The sequence below is a fragment of the Candidatus Omnitrophota bacterium genome (assembly GCA_016209275.1).
In the GTDB taxonomy this organism is placed as follows: Bacteria; Omnitrophota; Gorgyraeia; order Aquiviventales; family Aquiviventaceae; genus JACQWM01.
This window is the reverse complement of sequence record JACQWM010000053.1, coordinates 63,768-79,237: the sequence shown is the minus strand read 5'-3', so window position 1 is coordinate 79,237 and position 15,470 is coordinate 63,768. Positions and strand designations below refer to the sequence as shown.

18 protein-coding genes and 1 tRNA gene are annotated in these 15,470 nt (G+C 61.7%); 1 reads left to right on the top strand and 18 read right to left on the bottom strand.

Features of this window, described 5'->3' with window-relative positions; translation table 11 throughout:
- Positions 1-242: 242 nt before the first annotated feature.
- The 18 genes from HY737_07680 to HY737_07595 all read right to left on the bottom strand — a co-directional run bounded on the left by HY737_07680 (position 243) and on the right by HY737_07595 (position 15,285).
- Positions 243-815 (bottom strand): LptE family protein, encoded by a 573-nt coding sequence (locus tag HY737_07680; GenBank protein ID MBI4598259.1) that lies wholly within the window; start codon positions 813-815, stop codon positions 243-245.
- The gene (gene bamD / locus HY737_07675) at positions 815-1,771 is read right to left on the bottom strand and encodes an outer membrane protein assembly factor BamD (protein MBI4598258.1); all 957 of its coding nucleotides are present in this window, start codon (positions 1,769-1,771) and stop codon (positions 815-817) included. The genes HY737_07680 and bamD overlap by 1 nt, the downstream gene beginning before the upstream one ends.
- 42 nt (positions 1,772-1,813) lie before the next feature.
- A complete protein-coding gene (locus HY737_07670) occupies positions 1,814-2,737 on the bottom strand; it encodes an AEC family transporter (protein ID MBI4598257.1) in 924 nt (307 codons plus the stop codon).
- A gap of 117 nt (positions 2,738-2,854) precedes the next feature.
- Positions 2,855-4,375: a ComEC/Rec2 family competence protein gene (locus tag HY737_07665; protein MBI4598256.1), complete on the bottom strand. Its 1,521-nt coding sequence runs from the start codon at positions 4,373-4,375 to the stop codon at positions 2,855-2,857.
- Between the two features lie 29 nt (positions 4,376-4,404).
- Positions 4,405-4,767 carry a PilZ domain-containing protein gene (locus tag HY737_07660; GenBank protein MBI4598255.1) on the bottom strand — a complete coding sequence of 121 codons (363 nt, stop codon included), beginning with the start codon at positions 4,765-4,767 and terminating at the stop codon, positions 4,405-4,407.
- Between the two features lie 19 nt (positions 4,768-4,786).
- On the bottom strand, positions 4,787-6,817 hold the full coding sequence (locus HY737_07655) for an ATP-dependent helicase (GenBank protein ID MBI4598254.1): 2,031 nt from the start codon (positions 6,815-6,817) through the stop codon (positions 4,787-4,789).
- A 19-nt stretch (positions 6,818-6,836) separates the two neighbouring features.
- Complete coding sequence (locus HY737_07650) at positions 6,837-7,094, bottom strand: type II toxin-antitoxin system RelE/ParE family toxin (protein ID MBI4598253.1); 258 nt, start codon at positions 7,092-7,094, stop codon at positions 6,837-6,839.
- Positions 7,094-7,372 carry a hypothetical protein gene (locus tag HY737_07645; GenBank protein ID MBI4598252.1) on the bottom strand — a complete coding sequence of 93 codons (279 nt, stop codon included), beginning with the start codon at positions 7,370-7,372 and terminating at the stop codon, positions 7,094-7,096. Before HY737_07645 ends, HY737_07650 begins: the two co-directional genes overlap by 1 nt.
- Positions 7,373-7,461: 89 nt before the next feature.
- Positions 7,462-7,743: a hypothetical protein gene (locus tag HY737_07640; protein ID MBI4598251.1), complete on the bottom strand. Its 282-nt coding sequence runs from the start codon at positions 7,741-7,743 to the stop codon at positions 7,462-7,464.
- A 38-nt stretch (positions 7,744-7,781) separates the two neighbouring features.
- Positions 7,782-7,940: a twin-arginine translocase TatA/TatE family subunit gene (locus tag HY737_07635; protein ID MBI4598250.1), complete on the bottom strand. Its 159-nt coding sequence runs from the start codon at positions 7,938-7,940 to the stop codon at positions 7,782-7,784.
- Positions 7,933-8,178 carry a helix-hairpin-helix domain-containing protein gene (locus tag HY737_07630; protein MBI4598249.1) on the bottom strand — a complete coding sequence of 82 codons (246 nt, stop codon included), beginning with the start codon at positions 8,176-8,178 and terminating at the stop codon, positions 7,933-7,935. The genes HY737_07635 and HY737_07630 overlap by 8 nt, the downstream gene beginning before the upstream one ends.
- A gap of 103 nt (positions 8,179-8,281) precedes the next feature.
- The gene (locus HY737_07625; protein MBI4598248.1) at positions 8,282-10,858 is read right to left on the bottom strand and encodes a leucine--tRNA ligase; all 2,577 of its coding nucleotides are present in this window, start codon (positions 10,856-10,858) and stop codon (positions 8,282-8,284) included.
- Between the two features lie 49 nt (positions 10,859-10,907).
- The gene (locus tag HY737_07620; protein MBI4598247.1) at positions 10,908-11,282 is read right to left on the bottom strand and encodes a PilZ domain-containing protein; all 375 of its coding nucleotides are present in this window, start codon (positions 11,280-11,282) and stop codon (positions 10,908-10,910) included.
- Positions 11,282-11,644, bottom strand: a complete 363-nt coding sequence (locus tag HY737_07615; GenBank protein MBI4598246.1) for a PilZ domain-containing protein — start codon at positions 11,642-11,644, stop codon at positions 11,282-11,284. Before HY737_07615 ends, HY737_07620 begins: the two co-directional genes overlap by 1 nt.
- 12 nt (positions 11,645-11,656) lie before the next feature.
- On the bottom strand, positions 11,657-12,874 hold the full coding sequence (locus HY737_07610) for a DUF799 family lipoprotein (GenBank protein ID MBI4598245.1): 1,218 nt from the start codon (positions 12,872-12,874) through the stop codon (positions 11,657-11,659).
- Positions 12,837-13,745 (bottom strand): hypothetical protein, encoded by a 909-nt coding sequence (locus tag HY737_07605; GenBank protein ID MBI4598244.1) that lies wholly within the window; start codon positions 13,743-13,745, stop codon positions 12,837-12,839. The genes HY737_07610 and HY737_07605 overlap by 38 nt, the downstream gene beginning before the upstream one ends.
- Positions 13,715-14,422 (bottom strand): TIGR02206 family membrane protein, encoded by a 708-nt coding sequence (locus HY737_07600; protein ID MBI4598243.1) that lies wholly within the window; start codon positions 14,420-14,422, stop codon positions 13,715-13,717. Before HY737_07600 ends, HY737_07605 begins: the two co-directional genes overlap by 31 nt.
- On the bottom strand, positions 14,419-15,285 hold the full coding sequence (locus HY737_07595) for a deoxyribonuclease IV (protein MBI4598242.1): 867 nt from the start codon (positions 15,283-15,285) through the stop codon (positions 14,419-14,421). The genes HY737_07600 and HY737_07595 overlap by 4 nt, the downstream gene beginning before the upstream one ends.
- A 96-nt stretch (positions 15,286-15,381) precedes the next feature.
- Here HY737_07595 and HY737_07590 point away from each other — a divergent pair.
- Positions 15,382-15,454: transfer RNA gene (locus HY737_07590), tRNA-Ala, on the top strand.
- Positions 15,455-15,470: the final 16 nt, after the last annotated feature.

The window sequence follows — 15,470 nt, the reverse complement described above, 5'->3', positions numbered from 1 at the left end:
GGCAGTGTGGGCATCGGTGCCGCCGGGTCATGCCTCCATGATACTAAACTAGGTGGCTGGAACACGACTTTACCCATAACCAATGACCAAGCACTAATTCCAATTACCAATCACCAAATTCCAATGACCAAACAATTCCCAATGACTGAATCACCAATGACCAAACGGTTTGGATATTCGGTCATTGGAAAATTGGTTATTGTTTGGTTATTGGTGCTTGGTCATTGGTAACTGTGGTGGTACTACCAGTTTTCAACGGCGCGTTCCACTATCCGCCGGGCCAAATCCGTCGTGGCGCGCGTGAGGGCGCTGGTTTCGCTTTCGGTCTGGCTGCCCAGAGCGAAATACGTGGTATCGCCGGTGAACCCCGGCTCATCCCACATCAGCTCGTTGGTGCGCTGATCATAGAACTTCAAGTCCACCACGAGATTCAACCGCCACTCCTCCACGTCCTGACTGGCGTTATAGCGCAAGGGATCCCGGCGGTATTGGACCAGCTCGCCTTCCAGCCGCGTATCCGCGTGGTCCGCGCCGGCCGGACGCAGCAGGCCGGTAAATTGGAATCGATTGATGACGGCGTTTGTCAGATCCACTTCCATCTTGTGCCGATAGAGCGGGAAGCGGTCATAGCCGGTGTCGAGGCGGGTAAAATCAATCCGGTTGGCGAACGGCTTGACATAGACCGTGCGGAGGTTGGAGGGCAAGCCGGGACGGGTGGTGTAGCCGCAACTACAGGACACAAGACACATGACCCATGACACAAGCAATTGCCACGCCCACTTCGTGGGTCGTGGGTTGTGGGTTGTGGGTCGCATTACGGCGTACGCGGTTGGAGGACTTGGAGGCGGGAGACGGCCCGCGGCGCCCACGCGGTGTCGGAGAAGCGTTCAACGATCGCCTGGTAATAGACGAGCGCTGAGGCCGCGCGCCGGCGGCGCTCGTAAAATTGCCCCACCTGGTACTCATGCTGCGCGCGTCGCTCCTTCAGCTCTTTCAGGCGGTGGGTGGCTTCATTCAACAGCTTGCTCTCCGGGTATTCTTTGATAAACGCATCCAGCTCGCGGATCGCCAAGTCGGTCGGCGATTGATCATAGTCGGCTTTGAAGGTGCCCTTGAGGCTCGCCTGCGCGATTTGAAATCGCGCGTCATCGATCAGCGGCGAATTCGGATACCGCGAGATGACGGCTTCAAACGCCGTGACGGCCGGCTCGTACTCTTGCAGGGCCAGGTGGGCCAAGCCCAGCTTGTACTGGGCGAGCTGCCCGTATTCGCTGAACGGCCCGTCATCGACGATGGCTTGAAAAATTTCGACCGCCTTATCCCTCGCCGGCAGCAGGGCGGCGATTCCGAAGAGTTTGCGCTTCTTCCCGGCGAGGAAATAATTGCCGATCTGATATTCCCGCTCCAGCACCTCGTCGAAGCGCTTCGAGGAGGGATAGACTTGGGTCGTCTTGCGGTATTCCTTGAAGGCGCGGTAGTAATCGCCTTCTTCCTCATAGCAGCGCCCCAACGAGTACTGCGCTTCAGGCGCCTCGCGGGATTCCTTGTAGGCCTTCAGCAGCTTCTGAAACTCCTGGCGCGCCCGCTTGTACTCCTTGCGCTCGAAGAAGGCGTTGGCAAAGAGCAGCTGCTCCTCCGGCGTGTCTTTGACGGCTCCGCCGGGACCGACCCATCCGGTGCGCGGCGACCACACCCACCCGGCCTGTGCAGCAGGGGCAAATCCGCCGACGAGGACCGCGGCGATCAGCAAGGGAAGGATATGGCGAGACATCACAGAGGTACGATAGCAAATCTTGCTTCGAAAGTCAAAGCGCTACCGGATGAGCGGCAGATAGAAGGCGAGGAACGGCAGCGACAATGCCGTGGTCACCAGCCACAAGGCGCTCGTGAGCTTCCGATCCAGCCCAAAGAGCATGGGCAGGACGAGGGGCGAGACCGCCACCGGTGTCGCCGCTTCGAGCAGCACGACGGTGCGCGGCATCCCGTGCAGATCCATGAGGCTGACCAGCAGCCAGGCGACGGCCGGCGTATAGAGAAATTTGATCGCGCTCATGGCCAGGCACGGTCGCAGCCACGGCCATGGGGAATGAAAGCGTAATTGTGATCCGACCGCCACGAGATAGACCGCCGTATTAAACGGAATCAGCCCATGGTTGAGCCACTCCATCGGCAGCGGCCGCGGAATGCCCAGGAGATTGAGGACCAAGCCGACCGCCATCCCCGCATACGGATACCACCGCAGCTCACCGCGATACGCGGCTCCCTGCCCATGCTCGGTTTCTGCGTGGCCGTGATGCAAGGCTACCCCGAACCCCACGGTGTAGAACAGCGGGCCGAAAGAGAGGAAGAACAGCTGGCAGAGACCGTAGCCGACTTCGCCGAAGAGGGCGAAGGCGATGAATGCCCCGACGTAGCCGACATTGGAAAACATCGCGCACGTCAGGAAGCTGCCGGTTTGCGCGGGAGGCAGTCGAGCGGCCCGCGCATACCACCAAGCAGGCAGCAGCGTTGACAGTGCTGTGATCAGGCCCAGCGCAGTGAGCAGCCATGGCTGCGCGCGATGCAAATCCAAGTTCCAGAACAGCAGGGCCAGTGTGAGCGCCGAAGGTCCCATCGAAATCCAGCGCACCAGGCGCGCCGCCTGCCGCTCGGTGAACCATCCCCGCCGGTGCAGCGCCCATCCCGCCACCAGGGAGCCAAAGACTAATCCTAAACTCAACGTGAGCTGAATGGCCATCAATGAAATTTCCGATTGTCGATTTTCGATTGACGATTAATTTTCGATGTTCGATTTCCAATCGACGATTGAAAATCGTCAATCAACAATCAATCGACAATCGTAAATCGTCAATCGTCAATGGTGTTGTGGTGTCATGGTGTCATCTCGCGCCGGCTTCGTCAAGCGCAAGAGCAGCGCGACGAGCGCATAGTAGCCTGCCAGCCCCCACCATGGCGGAGGGTCGACGGCCAGCGAGCCGCCGGGAATCGCATGCAGCCATGCCACGCTGGCCCGCGTGAGACCTACCAGCAGCGTGAGCGCGTCGCGACTGGCGGCGAGCACCCAGGGCCACCCAGTACTCATCAGCAACGTGAGGGTCCCGGCCGCGACGAGGAGGCCAATCAGCGGTGCGACGATGACATTGGCCAGCAGCGCGATCGGCGTGACCAGGTGGAAATACCAGGCCAGCAGCGGGGCGAGGCCGATCCACACGGCGGTGGTCCCGCAGAGGCTGAGTGCCAGGTACCGCCGCAGCCAGCCGGGATGCAGCCACGCCACCCATCGCTGAAACCGCGGCAGTCCGCGCGGCATGAGCCACAGCAAACTGAGCACCGCCCCGAATGACAACTGGAAGCTCGGATCAGTCAGCTGCGACGGATTGACCCACAGGATCGCCAAGGCCGCCGCCGCCAGCAGGTTGCTGAGGCTGGCGATGCGATCAAGCCACTGCGCCCCCAAGACGAGCCATGCCATCAGCATGGCCCGCACCACCGGCGGCTGCCAGCCGGTGAGCACTGCGTACGCCCAGACGCCGAAACCAGCGAGCACCAATCGCATCCGCCATGGGCAGCCCAGGAATTGCAACGTCCAGAGCAACCCCCACGCGATCAGGGCCACGTTCGATCCGCTGATGACGAGCAGATGCATCGTTCCCGTCTCAACGAATGCGGCGGTGACCGCCTGGCTCAGCGGTGCGCGTTCTCCGAGCAGCACGGCCCGCAGCAGGCGTCCCTTCTCCGAGGGAAACTGCCGCGCCATCCTGCGCTGCCATAATCGCCGCACCTGAAACACGGCCGCGCACCACGGCCAGCCCTGGCCGCGGCGGAGCACGATCACACCGTCATGCGGTTTGACGCGCAGTTGGCCATGGATGCGCTCCCGGCCCAAGGTGCGACGCCAGTCATACCGGCTGGCATCTGACGGCGGAGGCAGGGCTGACCAGCGCCCCTCCAGGAGCAGCTCATCCCCGTATCGAAGGGAGGCGCGCGGCTCTTCCACAATGAGCTGCACGCGCCCCGCCATCGGCAGAAGCCGCAGCACGCAGCGCTGCTCCAGACGATCCTGCCAACCCCAGCGCTCCACCGGATCGCTGATGACCACGCCATGCGCTCGCACCGCGGTCGGCGCCTCAGGGAGCCTCGATGACAACCGGTGGTCCGGATGGGCTTGCCACACGGCCATGCGGAGCATCCCGAGACACAACCATAAGACCAAGAGCGATCCATGGCGCATGACCCATGACCGGCGATTCAGCAACACGAAAGATCCGGCCAGCAATCCGACAACCGCAACAAGACCGAGAGGACAGGGGCGGAAGAGCTGAAGCGCAATGCCAAGGATGAAGACGATGGTGACAGGAACAAGCGGGGCGCTCATCGTGTTGGAGTGTCCAGAAGTGCAGGGAGTTACTGACGCGGAGTCTTGAGACTCAGAATGACGTGCTGCAAAATCGCTTGGTAATCTTTCGGCGAGATATCTACGAAACGCGCCCCCATCTCAACGCCGCGATGGCGATGGCCCTTGCCGATGATCTCGTAGGGCTCGCACCACACGACCTGGGCGGTAAACGTCACCGGCTGCTCCTGCTCGGGTAATTTCATGGCCACCTGCAACTGGGTCCCCGGTGGGGCTTCTTTCTCCGTCACCAGGCAGAGGCCGCCGCCGCTGAGATTTTTCGACACCGCTTTGCGGGCCGGCGCGCCGGGCACCTCGGTGACGCTGATCTCCAGCCGCGTATCCAACCGGACAAACTTCCGCCGCTCTTGCATGGCTTACCTCAAGGCGATATCAGATATCATCGGCGTCAGACTGATGATATCTGATATCAACCGTCTGATCAATCTGGCCTTGCTCATAGAGGGTAAAGCGGATCTCGCGCAGGAAGCGCGAGGGTTGCAGCAGGAGCTGGCTGTTGCCGCGCGGGGAGAGATCGATGAGCGGATGCGTGATGTACAGCTCATCTTTGGCACGGGTCGTGGCCACGTAAAAAATCCGCCGCTCTTCCTCTTCCCCGCGCTCTTCGCGCAACGCCATCTCCGACGGAAAGCTGCCCTCGCACATCCGGATGACGAAGACCACGCGCCACTCCAATCCTTTGGCTTGATGCACCGAGCTGAGGATGAGCCGTTCGGTCTCGGCCGAACCCGGACCAACCTCTTGGCCGTACAGCTCGCCGAGCAACACCAGCTCCGAGAGCAGGCTGCGCAGGCTGCGATACGGCCGCGCAAAGACCGCAAGCTGCTGCAGATCTTCCAGCCTTGATTGAAACGCGTCGTACTTCGCGCGCAGATAATCCGCATAGCCGCTCTCCATGACCGCCCGGATCAGCTCCTGCGGCGAGACATCCTCGCGGGACGCCGAGAGCCGTCGCAGGTCGTGCTGAAATCGTTTGTAGTAGGCCTGGGCGGCCGGCGGCAGCGTGCGAGCCACCGCCTCGGTCAGCGCGGCATCGAATGGATTCACGGCGCTGGCAATCGCCTCCCAGAGCCGTGCGGCCGTCACATGGCCGACTCTCGGCAGCATGAGCCACAGCCGCCGCCAGGCGATCTCATCATGCGGATTGTCGAGCACCTTCAGATACGCCACCACATCTTTAATGTGCGCTTGCTCGAAAAACCGCACCCCGGAGCGCACGTCGTAGGGGATGTTGCGCTTGATCAGCTCGGCCTGCAGCATCGAGGAGTGCGCGTGCGCCCGGTAGAGCACGGCCATCTCCTCCAAGGGAATGCCGTCGTCGCGCAATTGTAAAATCCGCTCGGCGACAAACGCCGCTTCCTGATACATGTCGTTCGCGGGGACCACGACCGGCAGGCGGCCCCGGTCGCGCTGCGCGACCAAGGTCTTGCGGTGCTGGTGCTGGTTATGCAGGATGCTCGCGTTGGTGAACTCGAGGATTTCCGGGGTGGAGCGGTAGTTGGTTTCCAGCTTGAAGATCTCCGTGCCGGGGTTGCGTTCGGGAAACTTGAGGATGTTGTCATAGTTGGCCCCGCGGAACTGGTAAATACTCTGCGCATCGTCTCCGACGACCATGAGATTGCGGCCATTGCGCTGGGCCAGACGTTCGACGATCTGCGCTTGGACCACATTCGTATCTTGATACTCATCGACGAGGATGTGGCGAAACTGCCGACTCAGCCGCTCCGCCATCTCAGGCTTGGTCTCCAGCAGCTTCAGCCAAAACTTTAGCAGATCGTCGTAATCCAGCGCATTCGTCGACCGCTTCTTCGCCTCATAGCGCGCGGCCACCTGCTCAAGCTCCGGCGCCCACAGGCCAAAATGCGGCGCGCGGGCCTCGATGACAGCCGCCAGAGGTTTCTGCAGGTTGAACGCCATGCTGATCAGATCCCCGATGAGCGACGGCGCTGGAAACCGTTTCTCTTCAACCTTCACCTTGGCCTCGGTGATGCAGACTTTGATCAAGTCCCGCTGATCTTCCTCATCCAGAATGGAATAGTTCGGCTGCAGCCCCACCAGCGTCCCGTGCTGGCGCAGCAGCCGATTGCCGATGGCGTGGAATGTCCCACCCCACAGGCCGCTGGCGTCGCCGCCGGTCAATTGTTCGACGCGGCTGAGCATTTCCCGCGCGGCCTTATTGGTAAAGGTGGCCAAGAGGATCTGGCTGGGGTGGATTCCCTTGGCGATGAGGAAGGCCACCCGATAGGTGATCGTGCGGGTCTTGCCCGAGCCGGCGCCCGCGATGACGAGCTTCGGCCCCTCGCCGCAGGTCACCGCGGCGCGCTGGGCGTTGTTGAGATCCTGCTCCAAGTCGAGGTGAAACTTGAGGCTCGCTGAAGAAGAAATCGTGAAGGTCCGCGTCATCAGTAGCGAGACGTCTCACTCATGGCTGACGTAGCACATCGTGTGTGCCCACGCGACGCAAAAGGACGCCCTCGAGAACGAATTGAAACGTGATGCGATAGCTTTGTGTCACACGGAGTTCCCAGATATCACGAACCCCTTCCATTTTCTTCGTCTGGAGCGATGGATGACGCGGATTGTCGACGAAGCGTTCGAGGACATCGGGGAGTCGTGCTTGAATCTCGCGTGGAAGGCGTTTGAAATCTTTCTTGAAGCGTTCCGTGCGAAAGACCTGCATCACCGATGCAGATCAGTCATGAGGTCCTTGACGCTCTTAAAACCTTTCACGCGGCCTTTGCGGACGTCCTCCTCGGCTTCTCGCTCGCCCGCCTGCCACTCCTTCGACCAAAAGTACGCTTGGGAGGGATCGATCAATTTGGCCGGTTTCATGAGCACGCCGTCCTTCGTCTCTTCCAAGCGAACAAAATCGCCGATCTGGACGTGAAACCGGCTGATCAGCCACATCGGCAGTGTAATATTCTTATTCTTCTGGACCTTCACAATCGCCCGCGCCATGGCCTATCTCCTGTATTTCTATCTACTAGAAAATCTATCATATAACGGTTCAACCGTCAATGGATGTTAGCGCGGTGGAGGAGGTTTACTCACTCACGGAGGAACTCATCCATGAGGATGGTCGCGTCGCGGTCGAGAATTTGGCGGGCGGTGGGTGCGAGTTTGTAGCGTTTGCCGTCGAAGATGAGAATGCCTTGGTCAACGAGCTCGGTCATCTGCGTTTCTTCGAAGGCGTCATGAAGAAAGAGCATCTCCTTGAGCCCATCGAAGGACGCTCCCTGCGGATGGTCGCGGAAGAAAAACGTGATGACCTCGCGCGTTTGTGCATCGTTCGCGGCCGACGCGAGACGGCTGCGAAGTTCTGGGTTCATGGCTTCGAACAAACCTTACCTGATGAGCGGGCGCGCTGTCAATCCTTTGAACCGCTCGAGGGGCCTTTGAGCGCCTCTTGAAACGCCCGCACCGCCTTGCCCAACCCCCGGGCCACCTCGGGCAGCCGCTTCGGGCCGATGACGAGCAGCGCGATCGCAAAAATCACGAGCAGCTCAGATAATCCCAAATTACCCATCAACGCTCACGTAGTCGCGAAGCGCCTCAAACGTTTTCGGGCCGATCCCTGGCACCTCGCGCAACCCCTCCGCCGTTGCAAACGGCCCGGCCGATTGGCGGTACGCGATGATGCGCGAGGCCAGCGCAGGCCCGACACCAGGCAACCGCTCTAATTCTGCACCACTCGCCGCATTGATGTCAATCCGCCGTGCGCGCGAAAGCGCAAGGTCCCATGACGCCGCCGGCACAGGCGCCATCGCAGCGCCCGGCCGCGCGGGAGGCGCTATCCTCAGCCACGCGACCAGGCTCAGCCATGCGGTGGCCGCAAGACCGACCACACCCAGCGTGAAGGAGACCCGTTCAGAGGACAATATTCACCAAGCGTTTCGGGATGATGATGAATTGCTTCACGGGTTGGCCGTCGACGAATTTTTTGACCTGGTCATTGGCCAGGGCCGCGGCCTTCACGGCCTCCTCGCTGGCATCGGAGGCGACCGTGATGCGCCCGCGCACCTTGCCGTTGACCTGCACGACCAGCGTGACTTCGGCCGTCTGCAGGGCGGCCGCATTAAACGATGGCCACGGTTCATACGCCAGGCTCTTCGCATGGCCCAGCCGTCCCTCGACTGCGCTCGGGACTCCTCGGCTTTCGCCGAGTCGCTGCCAGAGCTCCTCGCATAGATGCGGGGCAAAGGGTGAGAGCAACAAGACCAGCGTCTCAAATGCCTGACGGATGGCTCGGGGTTCGGGGCTCGGGGCTCGGGGCCGCTCGAGCGCGTCAGCAATGAGGTTTGAAAAAACCATCATGGACGAAATCGCGGTATTGAACCGCAACTGCTCGATATCCTCTGTGACGTGTTTGATCGTCTCGTGGCGTTTTCGCTCAAATTCTTTATCCTGCGTGGATGGGCGTTCACCCTGAGCCCTGAGCCCTGAGCCCTGAGCAATCATGTCGCCGAGGCGCCACACACGATTCAGGAACCGGTCAATGCCCTCGATGCTGCGCGTGCTCCAGGGCTTGACCGCTTCCAGCGGCCCCAGGAACATCTCGTAGAGCCGAAACGCATCCGCCCCGTGGGCGGCAATGACCTCATCGGGGTTGACGACATTGCCGCGCGATTTGGACATTTTCTCGTTGTCCTCGCCGAGGATCAATCCCTGATTCACCAACCGCTGAAACGGCTCCGACGTGGAAACGAGTGCGAGATCGTACAGCGCCTTGTGCCAAAACCGCGCGTAGAGCAAATGCAGCACCGCATGCTCGGCCCCCCCGATGTAGAGATCCACCGGCATCCAAGACTGCTCCTTCGATGGATCCCACGCGCGTTGAGCGTTGCGCGGATCCAGGTAACGCAGGTAGTACCAGCATGAGCCGGCCCACTGCGGCATCGTGTTGGTTTCGCGCTGAGCCGGGCCGCGACAGGTAGGGCACGTGGTGGTCACCCACGCCTTGGTTTTCGCCAGCGGCGGTTCCCCAGTCCCCGTCGGTTTGAAATCATCGATCGGGGGCAACGTCAGCGGCAGCGCCGACTCCGGCAGAGCCACCGTGCCATCCTTCGGGCAGTGCACGATCGGGATCGGCTCACCCCAGTACCGCTGTCGAGAAAACAGCCAGTCGCGCAGTTTGTAGTTTGTCGCCTTCAGCCCCGAGCCTTGAGCCTTGAGCCAGTCAGTAATTTTTCCCTTGGCGTCTTCGCTCGGCAATCCGGTAAATGGCCCGGAGTCATGCATGCGGCCCGGCTCGGTGTACGCCTGGGTCAAGCCGACAAGCTCAAGCGCATGATCCTCCGGCATGATCACGATGCGGACATCCAAGCCGTGTGTGAGCGCAAACTCCAAATCGCGCTGATCATGGGCCGGCACGGCCATGATGGCTCCGGTGCCGTAGCTGGCCAGCACGTAATCCGCGATCCAGATGGGAATGTGTTCTTGATTGACCGGATTAACGGCATACGCGCCGGTGAACACCCCGGTTTTCTCTTTGGCCAGTTCGGAGCGTTCCAGTTCGCTTTTGCGCGACGCTTCCAGTCGATATTGCTCAACCGTGACACGACGGTTCTCCGCCGTGATGGCCAAGACCGCAGGGTGCTCCGGTGAGAGCACGAGGTAGGTGGCGCCAAAGAGCGTATCTGGACGCGTCGTGTAAATCTTGCACTCGACGGCGCCGTGGCGCCGCCGCAGCCGCGTTCCATCCATCAACGCGTCTGGAATGGGTGGCCCCTTGGTGTCTAACGCAAACCAGACCTCAGCGCCGATACTCTTGCCGATCCAATAGCGCTGCTGATCTTTGATATGCTCCGGCCAATCCAACGCGTCTAAGTCGGCGAGCAGCCGCTCGGCATACGCGGTGATTTTGAGCATCCACTGGCGCATCGGCTTGCGCTCGACGGGGTGGCCCTTGCGCTCGCACGTGCCGTCGACGACTTCTTCATTGGCGAGCACCGTGCCGCAGGATGGACACCACCACACCGGAGCCTCCGCCATGTAGGCCAAGCCGCGCTCGTACAATTTCAGAAAGATCCACTGGGTCCATCTCACATAGCCAGGATCGGTGGTATTGATCTCGCGATCCCAATCGTAGGAAAATCCCAGCCGCGTGATTTGCGCTTTGAAGGTCGCGATGTTCTTGCGAGTGGTCTCCGCCGGATGGGTCCCGGTTTCGATCGCGTATTGCTCGGCAGGCAGGCCGAACGCATCCCAGCCCATCGGGTGCAGCACGTTGAAGCCGCGCATCCGTTTGTAGCGAGCGACGATATCCGTCGCCGTGTAGCCTTCGGGGTGCCCCACGTGCAAGCCGGCCCCTGAGGGATAGGGAAACATATCGAGCACGTAGTATTTCGGCTTGGTGCCTCCCTCGGTCACGCGGAAGGTCTTCTGGTCTTCCCAGACGCGCTGCCATTTTGGCTCAATCTCGTGGAACGGATATTTCTCAGCCATGTCTGTGAAAAGAGGTCAGACCCCTTTTTGAAATGGGGTCTGACCCCTTTTAGCGGTCGCCAAGGTTAGGATGCAGCGCGTTGAGGGCGACCCACTGCATGAGGGCTTCGCGGTCCTTCGGATCGATCGTCACGAATTTAATGCCGTTTTCAATCGCGGATTCATCTTCGCCCACCACCGCGCCATCGATGGACTTGCTCCAGACGACTTCGCCGGTAAAGACGATGGGCTGCGCGCGATCCGGCAAGGCGAGCTCCACCCCGATGAGCTCTCCGCTGGCCAGCGGCCCTTCCGTCAGGAGCCGGATGCCTGAGACGCCGATATCACGGGTGAGCGCTCGGATGATCTCTTCGCGGCTCGAAAACCGCACGATCGCATTCAGCCGCGATCGGATCCGCACCAATTGCCAGCGCTCGGTCGTCATCACCCTTCAAGCGGCAGCGCGTTGAGCCGGACGTATTGCTGAATCATGGACAACTGCTTGGGATCGATCATGACGAATTTCACCACAATCAGATGCGCAGCGGTTTCGCTTCCAGTCGTTTCGGGGGCCGCCGTGCACCGCGTGACTTCCCCGGTAAAGGAAATCGCTTCGGCGCGATCCGGCAAGGAGAGTTCGGCCTTCACCTGCTCTCCCAACTCAAGGGGCGCATCGGCCAAGAAGCTTAAACCTTCGCCTCCGACATCGCGGGTGAGCGCGCGCGATGTGGTTTTGGCCTTGATCGCCGTATAGACGACGTTCAATCGCACCAGCGTTCGGGCAAACGCGCGCGGATCAATCGCCATGAACGCACTCGGTTACGGGGACCGGTGGGTCTGAACGTAGTTCACGACCTCAGGCGAGGCCGCAAGCTCTTCCACCATGTCGCGGGCGAGGCCGTCCGCCACGCGCTCCAAATACCTGGTCTTCAAGCCGGTGATGGGCGCCATCACCACCGATTTATAGCCGGTGGGCCCTTTCGACAATCCCGCCTGACGGCTGCTCGTCTTTTTTCCTCTCCACAGGACGGTGCCGGTGGCCGCATCCACGAGCTCAAGCTCAAGCCCTGCCGCCACCCAGGATTGGAGCAGCAGGTAATGCTTGCCCCATTCGGTCACGGCGCCCCGCAGCACGGCGTCAGCCCCAAGGGCTTGCCTCAAGTCGGCCAGCGAGATGCCGTCGTGGGCGGCGAGTGCGGCGTCAACGTGCTGCAATTCCACAGCCTCGAATACCCCGTCCTGCAGATTGACCGCCAGATCATAGCGCAACGTCTTCGCTCCCTTGCCGAATGACGGTTTCGCGGCTGCCAGCGGCAGCACCGCGATGCGCGGGGCGGTGGAGGCGCGAGCACGGGGCGCCGCCGCCATCGGAGGATTCGGAAGACCCTTCAACGCGACGCGCGCCGCCTCAGCCGCCACGCGGAGAAATTTGACGTCGGCGCGCCGGCTTCTGATTTGATCTTGCACAAAGTCCACCACCTGGCCTTTCTGCATCAGCGCCCCGCCTCGATCAGCCTCCTGAACCCGCGTGCGCCACAGCACATCGCCTGAGGCAGTCTCCACCATGCGTAAGGAAGCCGCAAGGCTGGTTTCGGTATACACAGGCGAGGCGATGTGCGCAATGTGGCTGATCTCGCCGTGCACCACGGCATCAACGCCCAAGGCATCGCCGAGCGCTTGCGGTGTGGCGGCGCGCCACACCCCCTCATCGAGGGGCCCGAACGCTGCCGCCAGTTTCGCATCCACGTCGGCCGGCGGCATATCCTCATAGCCGTAGGGGGCGAAGGCGTTGTACAACCGCTGGCGGAACAGATCGCGCCCCAGCAGATGCTCCGCCGGGATGGGTTGCCCGACGGCCAGGTCGTACGGATACGTGATCACCATGGGCAGGATGGCCACGCGCCGCGGCGGATGCTCCAGGAATCCGCTGCGCACGTACGCCTTGATCCCTCCGCAGCCGGTCAGGCCAAGGAGCAGCAGGCTGACGGCGATGCGCTGGTTACGCGACTGACGCCGAGGGCGCGGATTTGGTCGCATCGTCATAAAACCGGATGGAGGCGGCCGTAAAGACGAAGGTAAAGTACAAACTCCAGATGATCAAGGGCAGCACCCCCGCGAGGATCAGCAGCACGCCGCCGACACCGCCCAGCACGCCGCCAAAAATCACGATGGCGCGGCAGACAATGCTGGCACCCGCATTGATCACTCCCAGCAGCGCGACTAATCCCATGGTTCTCCACCAGCGCTTGCGCGTTGCGCGGAAGCTCGCCTTCAGCGCCGCGATCGGGCCGAGCCCGTCGCCGACGATCGCGATCCACCAAAACACCAGGCGGACCCCCAGCCACACCAGCGCAACGCTCGCCACGAGCAGTGCCGCCACGCTGAGTGCGACGAGCACGCCCCGGCCGGCGGCCGCGCTCACCATCACCAACGCGATGACCGCGGCAAAGGCGATGACGCTGACCGCAAGCCCCAATCCCAGCGCGCCCAAGAGGGGGCCGAAGTGCCGTGAGCCTGCCGCGCGAAAGTCCCGAAGATGCGCATGCGGCGTTCTGACGAGTTGGGCCGCGTAGCCGAGCTGCCCGCCGGTCAGCCAGGTCGTCGCCAGGACATACACGATGGCGAGCCCCAGCAGCACGGGCCACGCGCGGAAAAACCAGGCGTTGATGATGCGCTCGCGCTCAGTGTTGCGCGCTTCGACCATCTGCGCGTCAGCCTGCGCGGTCACCGCGGGTGCCGGAGTGTCGGCGTCCTCAAAGAGCGCCTGCGGTGGACTGGTCACCAGCAGGCTGGCAAGGCTGATGACCCCGATCACGAGCCAGCCGGCCGCATACAGGCCGATGCCTAGCCAACTGCGGTTCGCCGAGCGAAAGCCCGTCACGACCGACGTGCCGATGCGCGCTGCCATCTGCCCTCCTTGTGGTTAATGAAAGGAGTATAGCACAAGAGGAACAGCCCGAGGGCTGCCAAATCCATGGCGAGGATGTACCAGGGCCATGGGCCGAAAGCGTCCAACAGGCTCGGATGCATCGGCTTATGCGAAAGATATCCGTAGTTCGTGCCCCAGAGCCAGTTGACGATCCCCGCGAGCGCGACATAGCCATTGGTGATGAGCCATACTCGCCAGACCGATCCGCCGCTGGGCGCGACGCGGCCGCTCGCCGCCAGATACACGACGCCGATGACGACGCCGCCGTGGGTGGCGAAAAATTTGATCCACCAATAATCGGGAAAGCCCCATGGCAGATCCGGTGTGAGCAGCGCTTGCGTGCTGCCGGCCAATCCCCAAAAGTAGGCCAGCTCGCACGCCCATGGCTGCACGCTCCACAGGGACCAAATCGTCAGGAAAGCGGCCAAGTCGCACAGTTGCAGCGGCACGCGCACGTGCCCGTGGGCCGCCGCCCACGCTAGGCTTCCGGCCTCATTCGCCAAGAGCAGCAGCGCGCACGCGCGGCGCAGCGGCAGATCCTGCTGCCTGCGCAGCGACGGTGCTACGATGATGAGGGCGGCGATGGCTGCCAGGACGAGGCCGAGCGCCGTGAGATGATCCGCCCCCCACAGCGCAAACGGGTGAACATGCCTCATGCGCGACCACGTGGCCGAGGGGCCGAGGGGCCGAGGGATCTAGCGAGCCGTCTGACGGTTGTAAGATTCTTGATATCATCTGCTGCAGTGGCTTTTGGTGTTTCAAGGATGAAGGGGACGTCCTGAAGTCTTGGATGATTGACAATGCGGCGGAAGGCTGGCAGGCCGATATGGCCTTTGCCGATGTGCCAATGGCGATCCACCCGCGAGCCGAACGGCACCTTCGAGTCATTGAGATGAATCAGCTTGAGATGTTCCATCCCGACGGCGCGTTGAAAGGCTGCGATCGTGTCTTCCAGCCCTTCGGGCGTATGAATCGCATAGCCGGATGCAAACAGATGGGCGGTATCAAGGCAAATGCCCACACGCGCTTGCTCCTTCACGCCGGCGCGGATCGCCGCCAACTGCTCAACGGTGTAGCCGAGCCCTTGGCCTGAGCCGGCGGTGTTCTCGAGTAAAATGATGACCTTTCCATCGGACGATGCCAGCGTCTTGTTGATGGCCGCGGCAACGCGCGCGATGCCTTCGGTTTCCCCTTCTCCTCGATGGCTACCGACATGGGTCACCAAGTACGTCGCGCCAAGCGCGACCGCTCGCGCGTACTCTTGACCGTAATGTTCGACAAACCATGTCCACTTAGCCGGCTCAGGCGAGGCCAAATTAATAATGTAGGGCGCGTGGATGGCGAGCGGCTCGATCCCTAAGGCGAGCCGCTGGCGGGTAAAGTCTGCGGCGACCTGGGGAAGAATCGGCGGGGCCTTGCCGCCGCGCGGGCTGCGGCTGAAGATTTGGATCGTAGTGCAGCCGGTCGTCCCGGCCCACGCCAGCGCCTTGTGGAGCCCCCCTGCAATCGGCACGTGCACCCCTAGCCGCATAGTTTCTGATGATACCATACTGAGCCGGGACAACGCGATGAGATTGACACCGTCGAGTAAGCTACGGTATAGTGACCGTCACGCGGGGCAGTAGCTCAGCTGGGAGAGCGCCACAATGGCATTGTGGAGGTCACGGGTTCGATCCCCGTCTGCTCCACGCATTTCTCGCGATA